This window comes from Bradyrhizobium sp. SZCCHNR1015, from assembly GCF_032489875.1.
Taxonomy (GTDB): domain Bacteria; phylum Pseudomonadota; class Alphaproteobacteria; order Rhizobiales; family Xanthobacteraceae; genus Bradyrhizobium.
Window position 1 is genome coordinate 75,139 of record NZ_JAUEYW010000024.1, and the last position, 11,670, is coordinate 86,808.

Consider the following 11,670-nt stretch of genomic DNA (forward strand, 5'->3'; position numbering starts at 1 on the left):
CACGTCCCTCACCGTTGAAGCGACATCGTCGCAGTGATTGCTCAGGCCTCGCCGCGCTCGCGTACCAGCCTCAACCACGCCGCAGCCGCAGGCGACAGATAGGCGCCGCGGCGCCAGGCCATCGCCAATGTCCATTCGGTGCCGGGCTCATCAAGCAGGACGAGACTGATCGGCACCTGCGTGCGCTGGGTCGCGATCATGCGCGGCAGGAAGGCGACGCCGAGACCGGCGCCGGCGAGCTCGGCGATGAAATCGATCTGGGTGCTGCGCGCAGCCACGACAGGTTCGAAGCCGTTGCGGCGGCACGCCTCGCGAAGGATTCGGTTGAGCGCGAAGCCGGCCTCGAACAGCACGAACGGCGTCTCGCGCAGCTCTGCAAGGGTGATCGTCTCGCGGCGGGCCAGCGGATGATCGACCGCGACGAGCGCCATCAGCGGCTCGCGGCGCACGATCTGCGCGGCAAACTCATCGGCGATCGGCGGCAGCAGGCCGGCGAAATCGATGTCGCCTGCAGCCAGCAATTCGCTGAGCCGGTCGCTGCCGTGCTCGACCAGCCGGATCTCGATCTCCGGATAGAGCTGGCGGTAGAGCGCGAACAACGGCGCGAACAGCGTGCTCGATCCGATCGGCGGCAGGCCGAGACGCAGCACGCCGCGCTTCAAGCCGCGCAGCTCGGCGAGCTCCGCCTGCAGATCATCGCGCTCCGCCAGCAGACGAATGGCACGGCGATAGACGATCTCGCCGGCGGCGGTCATGCGGCTCTTGTGGCCGAGCCGGTCCAAGAGCGGCAATCCCAGCTCGTCCTCGAGCTGCTTGACGGCCTTGCTCACGGTCGACTGGGTCGCGAACACCACCTTGGCGGCCTGGGAGAAGCCGCCTTGGCGGACGACCTCGACGAAGGTCCTGAGGGTACGAAGTTCCATAATCAGGCCAAATATTCCATATTCGACTTATTATCATTCATTCAATTCGCTTTCTACATGCTGCGATGCGGCATACATTGCAAGCGCAATCACTTTTCGGACGCCACCGCATGATGCATCGCAGCATTTCCATTGGGGTTCATCGCCTGATCCGCCGCAACCGGCTGGCGCAGATCGGTCTGCTCGGCCTATTCTGGGCCGTCGGCGAGGCGCTGGTCCGGACGACCGGCCTGCCATTGCCCGGCGGCATCATCGGCATGGCGCTGGCGCTCGTCCTGATCCTGGCCGGCGGACTGAAGGTCGCGAGCATCAAGCGCGGCGCGAACTGGATGCTGGCGGAGATGCTGCTGTTCTTCGTGCCGGCGGTGCTGGCGCTGCTCGACCATCGCGAGCTGTTTGGCCTGCTCGGCCTGAAGATCTTTGCCTTGATCGTCGTCAGCACCACCGCCGTGATGTGCGTGACCGCGCTCACGATCGACCTCTGCTACCGTTGGACCGAGCGTCATGACCCTCGCCGCGCTGTGGCGTGAGCCGCTGATCCAGGCGGCGGTCTGGTCGCTCGCGACGATCCTGCTCTATCTGCTCGCCAAGCGCGTGCACCGGCGCTGGCCGCGCTGGTGGCTGATGCCGCTCGCGGTGGCGCCGGCCCTGCTGATGATCGCGGCGCTCGCGCTCAACGTCTCCTACCGCGATTACATCCGCGGCACGCATTGGCTGGTGGCGCTGCTCGGGCCGGCCACCGTCGCCTTCGCCGTGCCGATCTACGAGCAGCGGGCTCTGATCCGCCGCCGCTGGCCGCTGCTGCTGGCCGGCATGGTCGCGGGCAGCCTCACCGCGATGGCAACTAGCTGGGCGCTGGCCTATGTGCTCGGCATCGACGGCGAGTTGCGCCTCAGCCTGCTGCCGCGCTCGATGAGCACGCCGTTTGCGATGGAAGTCTCCGGCGAGATCGGCGGCATCCCCGATCTCACCGCCGTGTTCGTCGTGCTCACCGGCATCATCGGCGCGGCCGTCGGCGACGTCGTGCTCGCACGGCTGCCGCTGCGCTCGACGCTGGCCAAGGGCGCCCTGTTCGGGGTCGGCGCGCATGGCGCGGGCACCGCACGCGCCCACCAGATCGGCCGCGAGGAAGGCGCGGTCGCCGGCCTCGTGATGGTGCTGGTCGGGCTGATGAACGTGGCGCTGGCGCCGCTCATCATTCAGTTCATGCGGTAGAGCGCTCAGCCCCGCCCGAGCGAGACGATCCAGTTGCTGATTTCGGCCTGCCGCACCCGGTCATTCGCGACGTCCTGATCGAGCCCGAGCCGCCACAGAATGTCGCGCCGGGCGCGGTCATGATGCAGGGTCGCGAGATCGGCGGCGTAGCGCTCGAGCTCCGCCGGATCGGCGAAGAACCCCTCCTCGACCAGCGGCCGGCCGATGCGGCGGATCACCCAGGCGATGTCCTGCAGGCTGAATTCGGGATGATACTGCACGCCCCAGAACCGGCCGCGGCCGCTGCGGATCTCCGCGGCCTGCACCTCGCTCATCGCGTTGCGCGCGGTGACCGTCGCATCCGGCGGCAGCCTGGTGACGATGTCGCTGTGGATCGCCGGTGCATCGAACACGGCGCCCCGCGCCGCATGCATCGGATGATCGCGGCCCGCCTCCGTCAGCGCGATCTTGCGCGCGAAGCCGACCTCGCGGCCGGCCGGATTGAGCGACACCTCGCCGCCGGCCGCAACGCTGGCGAGCTGAAGTCCCCAGCATGAGCCGAACATCGGCACGCCCCGCGCGAAGACCGTGCGCACCAGCTCGATCTGGCGCAGCGATTCCGGCTCGCGCTGATAGATGTTGAGCGCCGATCCCGTGATGACGATGCCCTGATAGGCCTCGATCGGCTGCGGCAGGCGCGCATCGGCATCGGCGGGCGTGGCGATGTCGATCGCCGCCTCTGGCGCGAGCGCGCGCAGCACGTCGGCGTAGCTCTCCGACGGCGTGGCACCTGCGATCTCGGCCCAGCGGCGCCTTCCGTCCAGCGAATTGCCTTCGAGCACGAGCAGTCTCAGCACGTCGTCAATCCTCCGCCCGGCCGATCATGGCTCCAACACGCCGCGCAGGAATCGCGCGCTCCGCTCGTGCACCTCCGGCCGGTTCAGGATCGTATGGACGTCGGCATCGATCACCATCACCTCCGCCTTGGCATCGTCCTTGAGCGCGGCGGCGCAGGAGCCGGTGACGGCGCGGTCCTTGTTCCAGGGATTGGCGGCCGTGAAATACGGATCGCGCGCGGAAATCGCGTTCAGCACCGGCTCGTTCGGACCGATGCCGAGCCGGGGCGCGCTGACGAAGTAGTTGTCCTCGCACGACCACGAATAGATCAGCCGCGCCGCCACGTCCTTGCCGGCGTAGCGGCCGACCGCCACCGCACCCTCGCTGGTGCCCGCCAGCACGATCCGCAGCCGGTCGACCCAGCTCCAGTCGCGCGACGCCTTCAGCGCGTTCTCGAGCTCGGCCAGCCGCAGGGCGTGGACACGCTCATAGGTCGCGACGTCGACCGGCGAGGTGTAGGTCAGCCGGTCGGGAATCGCGAGGCTGTCGGGCGCCACCGACGCCACGCCGAGCTCGTCGGCGAGCCAGGCCTGGAACTCCTTCACGGCCGGCGCCACGCCGCTTGACCCGTGCATCACGATCGCGAGCGGCGCGATCCCGATCACGTCGGGCGCGTCCTCCGCACGGCCCTCCCAGCGCCGTCCGCCGGCGAGCGTCGCCGGCAACACCAGGTTGGCCCCGCTCCAGGTCAGAGCCAGATTGGCGGGCGACGGCTCCAGCACCGTGCCTTTGGTCTCGCCGGGCTTGTCGGCCGCGAGGGCGGCGGTCGCGCAGAAAAAGGCGACGGCGATCGGCACGACACGCGCCACGAACATGATCGATCCGTCCTCCTGCGAGGCGAGCCCAGCGAGCCTGGCGCGCACCGTCCGTTTCAATCACGGCATCGGGCTGCGGACAAGCAAGGGGCGACGGACGGAGCATGCAGGGCACCCATGCGGTGATGCGATCAGCGCGCCCGCAGCCGCCGGCGCTGGGCGCGCGGCGATTCCATCGACCGGACGTGATGGCGCGGCGTGGCCGCAGCGCAGAAGACCGCGTTGGGCGCGCCGGCCGGCACGGCGGCGGCCTCGCGCGCTCCTCCGCAGCCGCTGACGGCGCGAAGCCGTGGCACGACCGGCGACGTGTCCCGCAAGACCTCCTGCCGTACGCTCACATCGTTCCGGATCTCCACGGGAGAGAGAGCCAGCAGCGTCGCCCGCAAGCCGCGAAGGATGGCGGCCATTGCGCGCGACGGCTGCGCCCAGCGAAACGGCCGGGCCGAACGCTTGGCGCGGCCGCGCTTGGCTCGCCCGGCTCCACTGCCGCGACGGCCGCGCTGATTGGATGCTGATCCTTCGTCATCGACCTGCAACATCAGCCGGAACGGCTGTTCCGAGGGGCCGGCCGCGATCAACAACTTGCGCATGCGTCTCACCTTGATCTCGTGACGGCCAAGCGAGCGGCCGCGTTGGTCGAGACCATCGCGCAAGCGCGGTGACCGCAAGCTGTTGCCTGATGTCAGCGACATGTCAGCTCCGCGGCGTCGCTCACAGTCGCTCTCCCAGCCGCGCCATCACCAGATCGAGCACGTCGGCGTCATCGAACGCCGCCGCGGTCAGCGCCGCGCCCGCCGCGATCAGCTCGTCGTGATCGAGATTGGTGCGCATGCCGACGGTGGCGATGCCAGCCGCCGTCGCCGCCGCGATGCCGGCGCGGGAATCCTCGAAGGCGACCGACCATTCCGGCACGGCGTCGATCGCGCGCAGGCCTTCCAGATAGGGCAGCGGGTGCGGCTTGCCGTGCGGCAGTTCGTCGCCGATGATCACGGCGCGAAACCGGTCCATCAGCCCGAGCCCGTGCAGGATCAGCTCGGCATTGGCGCGCGGCGCGTTGGTGACGGCCGCCACCGGAATCGCCGCCGCCGCGGCCCGATCGAGCAACGCCATCAGGCCCGGCAGCGGCTGCACCGCGCCGGCGGCGAGGCTGCGAAACACCTCCTCCTTCTGCGCCATGACCGCCGCGCGCCGCTCGGGCGGCTCATCGGGCAGAAATTGGGCGGAGATCGACAAATTGGATCGGCCGAGCAGTTCGCGTGCCGCCCGCGCGCGGTCGAACACATGGCCATACGGCCCGAACACCGCGTTGAAGGCCTGCAGGTGCAGCGCGTCGGTATCGGCGAGCGTGCCGTCGATGTCGAACAGCAAAGCCCGCCGCTTATTGATAACGCCTCGCATCAGCAAATTGACCTCAACTCATCCGGATGTTGACGCGATCTGATCCAACTCTCGACCAGACCGGCTGTCGTTATTCCTCAAACGGCGTGAAACCGCGACGGGGGAAATTGCGATGATCGGCCAGTTGAGCGCATTGCCTGTTTTGACATCGTCGAGGCTCGGAGCGGCCGCCGCGCTGGTCTCGATCATCTGTGTTGCCGCGCCCGGCGCCGCGCAGGCCGGATCCGCCGACATGGTCAACGGCCAATACTGCAACGATCTCTGCAAGGCCTATATGGCCTGGTCCGACCGCATGCTGGCCGTCACCCAGCCCGCGTCCTATTCGCGGCCGCAGGTGCGGGTCGCGGTGCCGCAGAGCATGACGCCGAAAAAGATGGACAAGGCCGAGAAGCCGGACCGGATGGCGCAGCATGGGCCGAAGCCGCATCGGCCGGCGAACCTGAACTCCTTCGCCCAGCTGCCCGCCGGCAGCCACGCCGCGCAATCCGCGATGGAGCCGCCGCCGGGCGACCTCGCCGCGTCCGACGAGCCCGCGCCGGCGACTGGTCGGCCGTTCGCCGCCGACCCGCTGCCCCATTCCGCCATCGCCGACATGCGGCGCGCGACCGACGCTGCCGGCCTGCGGCTGGTATCGATGACCGAGCCCGGCACCGGGCCGGTCACGGTCGGCGAGGCCGGCGGCAGCCCGCGCTCGAAGATGCCCTCGATCTGGATCATGCTCGCCGCAGCCGCGCTGCTGGCCTATTTCGGCCATGGCTGGCTCAAGCGCCGCAACGGCGCGTCGCATCACCTCAACTGAGACGGCTGGTCGGCCGCGCAACGCTGCGGGAACCATTCCGGACAATTTGACCACCGGCCCTCGTCTGCGACCGGGGCTTTGGTTGAACTCGCAGCGCCGCGGCTCTATGCGTGGGCGATGAACATCGCCCTCACCGCCCCCCCGTTGAGTTCCTGGCCGCGCCACCGCGCCGACCTCAAGCCTGCGCCGTTCCTGCCGATGAGCCGCAAGGAGATGGACGCGCTCGGCTGGGACGTCTGCGACATCGTGCTGGTGACCGGCGACGCCTATGTCGACCATCCCTCGTTCGGCATGGCAATCATCGGCCGGCTGCTCGAGGCCCAGGGGTTTCGCGTCGGCATCATCTCCCAGCCCGACTGGCATTCGGCCGAGCCGTTCAAGGCGCTGGGACGCCCGCGCGTGTTCTTCGGCGTCACCGGCGGCAACATGGACTCCATGGTCAACCGCTACACCGCCGACCGCCGCATCCGCAGCGACGACGCCTACACGCCGAACGGCGAAGGCGGCAGGCGGCCGGACCGCTGCACGCTGGTCTATGCGCAGCGCTGCCGCGAGGCGTTCAAGGACGTGCCGGTCGTGCTCGGCGGCATCGAGGCCTCGCTGCGCCGCATCGCGCATTACGACTACTGGTCCGACAAGGTGCGCCGCTCGGTGCTGGCCGACGCCAAGGCCGACATCCTGATCTACGGCAATGCCGAGCGCGCCGTGATCGAGGTCGCGCACCGCATCGCCAGCGGCGAAGCGCCGAAGGACATCCAGTCGGTGCGCGGCACCGCGCTGTTCCGGAAAGTGCCCGAGACCTACATCGAGCTGCACGCCGACGATCTCGACTCCGCCGATGAAGGCGCGGCGCGCGAAAAGGGCGACGTCGTGGTCCGGCTGCCGTCCTGCGAGCAGGTCGAGGCCGACAAGGAGGCCTATGCGCGCGCCTCGCGCGTGCTGCACCGGGAAAGCAATCCGGGCAATGCACGTCCCCTGGTGCAGCGTCATGGCGACCGCGACCTCTGGCTCAACCCGCCGCCGATCCCGCTGACCATGGCGGAGATGGATAGCGTCTACGATCTGCCCTACGCCCGCGCGCCGCATCCGTCCTATGTCGACGCCAAGATCCCGGCCTGGGACATGATCAAGTTCTCGGTGACGATCATGCGCGGCTGCTTCGGCGGCTGCACCTTCTGCTCGATCACCGAGCATGAGGGCCGCATCATCCAGAGCCGCTCGGAAGGCTCGATCCTGCAGGAGATCGAGCGCATCCGGGACAAGACGCCGGGCTTCACCGGCGTGATCTCCGACATCGGCGGCCCGACCGCCAACATGTACCGGATGGCCTGCAAGGACCCCAAGGTCGAGGCCGCGTGCCGCCGGCCGTCCTGCGTCTTCCCGGAGATCTGCCCGAACCTCAACACCTCGCATGACGATCTCATCCGGCTCTATCGCAAGGTGCGCGAGGTCAAGGGCGTCAAGCGCGTGATGGTCGCCTCGGGCGTGCGCTACGACCTCGCGGTCGAGAGCCCGGCCTATATCAAGGAGCTCGTGACGCATCACGTCGGCGGCTACCTGAAGATCGCGCCGGAGCATACCGAGCGCGGCCCGCTCGACAAGATGATGAAGCCGGGCATCGGCACCTATCACCGCTTCAAGCAGATGTTCGATGCCGCCGCGGCGCAGGCGGGCAAGAAGTACTATCTGATCCCGTATTTCATCGCCGCCCATCCCGGCACCAGCGACGAGGACATGATGAACCTCGCGCTGTGGCTGAAGAAGAACCGCTACCGCGCCGATCAGGTCCAGACCTTCCTGCCGTCGCCGATGGCGACGGCGACCGCGATGTACCACACCGGCGTCAACCCGCTGCGCGGCGTCCGCCATGGCGGCAGCGACAAGGTCGAGGCCATCAAGGGCCTCAAGCAGCGCCGGCTGCACAAGGCCTTCCTGCGCTATCACGACCCGGACAACTGGCCGGTGCTGCGCGACGCGCTGCGCGCCATGGGCCGCGCCGATTTGATCGGCTCCCGCCCGGATCAGCTGGTGCCGGCGCATCAGCCGCCCGGCACGGGCAAGGCCGCCGTCACGCGGCGGCCGGTGCGAGCCGAGCCGAGGCCGCAGCGGTTTACGACGAAGGGCGTGAAGATCAGGAAGTAGCTCCGACCGAGAAGAGCTCACGATCGGCGCGAAAGGGCACGCAGCGCGCCACACCCTCCGCTTTCGTCCCGGCCTCGAGCCGGACCCATAACCACAGGGAGATGTGCGAGGCACATCCAGAGTTCCTTGCGTGCCCGACACCTCTGCCTGTGGTTATGGGTCCCTGCGTTCGCAGGGACGACACTGAGTTTGTAACACGGCCGTCGCGCCCCGCTCCCCGCCGTTTTGAGCGACCATCCCACTCAAGGCCAGGACGACAATTGAGTTTGTAGGGCCGCCACTCCGTCTCACACGCATCGCAAGCGCCCACGCGCATGACGCATCCGCGCCCCCTATCACCGCATCCACTCCACGATTTTTCCAGACAGCCCGCCGCAGCCCCGCGGCGCATCCGCGCCCGGGTCATGCTGCCGCCATCGCCCTCGACAAATGAGAGGGCGCGGGGAAGACCGGACCTCGACTGAGGCCCGTGGCCCGCCTGCGGAAAAAAATGCAGGCGGCAGGTACCACGAGTCCAGCCGGACGACCCGGCCTTCCCCGCGCGCTGGTTTTAACGGCTGCTTCGCGATCTCCCTGGGGACCGGGCTTGTTTGCCCCCATCACCGGCGCGACGCGTCTCCGCTTCATCGACCGGCTTGACCTCAGCGTCGGGAGGCCAGGACCACGCGACTTGACCGTACGTCCCGGGCTCATTCGCCGGCCCGCTTGCGCGAAAGCCCCGAGCCCGACACGTCCACCGCTCCCCGCTGCTACGCTCCGTGACGATCGGCCGAAACGTCCCTCTTCATCGCAAACGGGATGGGCGAGAGCATCGATCTGATTTGCCCGACGGCGCAAGCGGCGGGCATGCGGCAAACTGGCTCGACGGGCAGTTGGTGCTTGGCGGGGATGCGGGAAGTGCCCGTCGAATAGAACCTAGCAGCCCGACGGTATCGGGCCGCAGCAATACGTTCACTGCTATTCCAGATATGATCTGCAACTAGATTCAGCCGGACGATAGAGGCGGCTCGAAGTTCTGGATGATTGCCAGGGCAACTGCGAGTGCACGTTTCGTCGCCCTCGTTTGGCGCGCCAGTTTGTCTTCCAGCATACTGCCATCTGCAAGGTCACTAATGCCCTTGATCATGGCGTAGGGTGGCGGAGCCCCCCGCAACGGCTCCTCCCATAGTGGATGATAAAGCCCATGCGCTTCCTGCTCTACACCGACCATGTCACCCGACAATGCTACAATACTTGCCCGCTCTGCCGAATTTAGATCATCGATTAATTTTTCGCCCGAACCGATGTCTTTGGTTAAGACCTCAATCGCAGGCTCGCCGTCTCCGCCGATTCGATCCAAAACTCCCCGCCGAGACAGCGCATTGACACAGCCGAGTATGCGCGGATCGCAACGATAGTTTGAAGGATTCAGAGTTCTGTCATTCTGACGCAGCCGCTGCGGCTCGTAGTTCAGCACCTGCTTGGCGACGATGACAGCGCCTTCGGTCGCACGATTTTCCCTAATTCCACCGCACATGCCGACCATCAGAATAATTTCCGGCCGCAACTCGGAAAGGACATCCTTCACGAGGCTCTGCATTGAATGTGGCCCCTTCAATAGTGGCTGAGCCAAGACCACTCGCCACGAATTTCCGGCGACATTGAGCATTCCTTCGTCGACCACATGGCCCGCGACCCGCGCTTCTCCGAGATGAACCTCACGATCCATCAGACTCTGATACACGGCCTTCGCTTCGATTGGGGCCGCCGTCAATATCACCGCGGTTCTGGGCAAGGTTGATGACTCCTTTTTTGCTAAGTACAAGGGCTCCGTCGTCGTTTCGAACCACGGGCGCGGCGTTGGCGGAAATGCGACCCGCAAAGCTTTCACTGGGGCGGAGCGGAGTTCAGCGAGGCTGCGCTCTGCTTGCTTATATTTTGCGAGCTTGTCCTGCAATTGGCTAATGCGAGCGGCTACCTGACTCGGCGGATTCGGCAGATACATTGCGAGATGAGGGAGCGCCCGTCTCAGAGCTGGAGCGGGAAGATCGCCGAGGGGCGCGAGCGCAGCGCTCACCACCTCGCGCCGCGCGTCCGGTTCGTTCAATAAGCGAGCAACGATCATCAATTGCTCGCCGTCCGGAACCGACTTTTCATACGCGTGCAATACTGCCGCGGCTGTTTGCCCCTGAACGCCCCATTCTGTGTCTCGCAGACGTCCGTCCCGACGCTTAAAATCTGGATCCAGCAGATAGCGCACCAAGGGCAGATCGATGCGCCCGTTTCGCGCCAAAGTTATGACTGCCGATGTACGCACCGACGACTCGGAGTTATGCTTAGCGTCAACTATCAACCGCGATATGGCCCCTTCGATTGTTTGATGGCTGATCAATACCCCGAGCGCATTTACGGCTGACAGCCTCACCTGCCCCTCTGAATCAGCGAGAAGCGCGCTCAGCGCCTCGACGGCTTCGCTATCACCCAATGTGCCAAGTGCGCTGGCCGCCGAACCTCGCACGAACGGGTCGCTATCCATCAAAGCAGCACAAAGCGGCTGAACTGCACCTCGATCAGCCAACGCGCCAAGGGCCAAGCACGTCGAGCTCCGTACGTGAGCATCATCATCTCCGAGTCGTACATAGAGCGGCGGCAGAGCTCTTCGATCTCCGAGCGTGCCAAGCGCCTTGGCCGCCGCGCCCCTAACGCCAGCGTCGCCATCCGTTAGTACCGAGCAAAGTGCCGACACCGCACTTCGATCTCCGAGGGCGCCCAGCGCGGTGGTCGCCGAGCCCCGAACACTGGCGTCGCCATCCGTTAATACGGCGCAAAGTGCCGACACCGCACTTCGATCACCCAAGGCGCCCAGCGCAGTGGCCGCCGAGCCCCGAACACCGGCGTCGCCGTCCGTTAATGCGGCGCAAAGCTCCGACACCGCACTTCGATCTCCCAGCGCGCCTAGCGCAGTGGCGGCCGATCCCCGAACTCCGGCGTCGCCATCCGCTAATGTCGCACAAAGGGCTGTCACCGCACCGCGATCCCCCAAAGCGCCTAGCGCGGTCGCCGCTGAGCCGCGGACATTCAGGGCGTCGTCTTGCAACGCGGCGCAAAGCACCGACACCGCACTTCGGTCCCCGAGGGCGCCTAACGCAGTAGCCGCTGAGCCGCGCACATTCGACGCTTCATCCTGCAATGCGGTACAAAGCACCGACACCGCACTTCGATCCCCCAGGGCGCCTAGCGCAGTGGCCGCCGAGCCCCGCACATTCGTGGCCTCATCCTGCAAAGCGGCGCAAAGCACCGAAACCGCACTTGAATTTCCTAGGGCGCCCAGCGCAGTGGCCGCCGAGCCGCGCACACCCGGCGCTTCATCCTGCAATGCGGTGCAAAGTACCGACACCGCACTTGAATCTCCTAGGGCGCCCAGCGCAGTGGCCGCCGAGCCGCGTACACCCGGCGCTTCATCCTGCAATGCGGTGCAAAGTACCGACACCGCACTTGAATCTCCTAGGGCGCCCAGCGCAGT

10 protein-coding genes are annotated in these 11,670 nt (G+C 66.8%); 4 read left to right on the forward strand and 6 right to left on the reverse strand.

Annotated features, from left to right (window positions below; genetic code table 11):
* Positions 1-41 precede the first annotated feature (41 nt).
* Entirely contained in the window at positions 42-923 is an 882-nt protein-coding gene (locus QX128_RS31145) for a LysR family transcriptional regulator (RefSeq protein WP_315805259.1), read from the reverse strand.
* A gap of 110 nt (positions 924-1,033) precedes the next feature.
* On the opposite strand from QX128_RS31145, the gene QX128_RS31150 reads away from it, so the two are divergent.
* Both QX128_RS31150 and QX128_RS31155 read left to right on the forward strand, forming a co-directional pair.
* Positions 1,034-1,453: a CidA/LrgA family protein gene (locus QX128_RS31150; RefSeq protein WP_315805260.1), complete on the forward strand. Its 420-nt coding sequence runs from the start codon at positions 1,034-1,036 to the stop codon at positions 1,451-1,453.
* A complete protein-coding gene (locus QX128_RS31155) occupies positions 1,428-2,138 on the forward strand; it encodes an LrgB family protein (RefSeq protein ID WP_316239442.1) in 711 nt (236 codons plus the stop codon). The genes QX128_RS31150 and QX128_RS31155 overlap by 26 nt, the downstream gene beginning before the upstream one ends.
* 5 nt (positions 2,139-2,143) lie before the next feature.
* Here the strand turns inward: QX128_RS31155 and QX128_RS31160 are convergent, their stop codons facing one another.
* The 4 genes from QX128_RS31160 to QX128_RS31175 all read right to left on the reverse strand — a co-directional run bounded on the left by QX128_RS31160 (position 2,144) and on the right by QX128_RS31175 (position 5,233).
* Entirely contained in the window at positions 2,144-2,974 is an 831-nt protein-coding gene (locus QX128_RS31160) for a type 1 glutamine amidotransferase (protein WP_316182807.1), read from the reverse strand.
* Positions 2,975-2,998: 24 nt separating this feature from the next.
* Positions 2,999-3,829, reverse strand: coding sequence for a hypothetical protein (locus tag QX128_RS31165; protein WP_316182876.1), 831 nt, complete (start codon positions 3,827-3,829; stop codon positions 2,999-3,001).
* A 131-nt stretch (positions 3,830-3,960) separates the two neighbouring features.
* Complete coding sequence (locus tag QX128_RS31170) at positions 3,961-4,419, reverse strand: hypothetical protein (RefSeq protein WP_316216709.1); 459 nt, start codon at positions 4,417-4,419, stop codon at positions 3,961-3,963.
* A 121-nt stretch (positions 4,420-4,540) separates the two neighbouring features.
* Complete coding sequence (locus QX128_RS31175; RefSeq protein ID WP_316239443.1) at positions 4,541-5,233, reverse strand: HAD-IA family hydrolase; 693 nt, start codon at positions 5,231-5,233, stop codon at positions 4,541-4,543.
* A 106-nt stretch (positions 5,234-5,339) separates the two neighbouring features.
* Here QX128_RS31175 and QX128_RS31180 point away from each other — a divergent pair, with 106 nt between their 5' ends.
* Positions 5,340-6,026 carry a hypothetical protein gene (locus QX128_RS31180; RefSeq protein WP_315805265.1) on the forward strand — a complete coding sequence of 229 codons (687 nt, stop codon included), beginning with the start codon at positions 5,340-5,342 and terminating at the stop codon, positions 6,024-6,026.
* Positions 6,027-6,143: 117 nt separating this feature from the next.
* Positions 6,144-8,168, forward strand: a complete 2,025-nt coding sequence (locus tag QX128_RS31185) for a YgiQ family radical SAM protein (RefSeq protein ID WP_316239444.1) — start codon at positions 6,144-6,146, stop codon at positions 8,166-8,168.
* Between the two features lie 985 nt (positions 8,169-9,153).
* Here QX128_RS31185 and QX128_RS31190 read toward each other — a convergent pair.
* Positions 9,154-11,664 (reverse strand): HEAT repeat domain-containing protein, encoded by a 2,511-nt coding sequence (locus tag QX128_RS31190; protein ID WP_316239446.1) that lies wholly within the window; start codon positions 11,662-11,664, stop codon positions 9,154-9,156.
* Positions 11,665-11,670 lie beyond the last annotated feature (6 nt).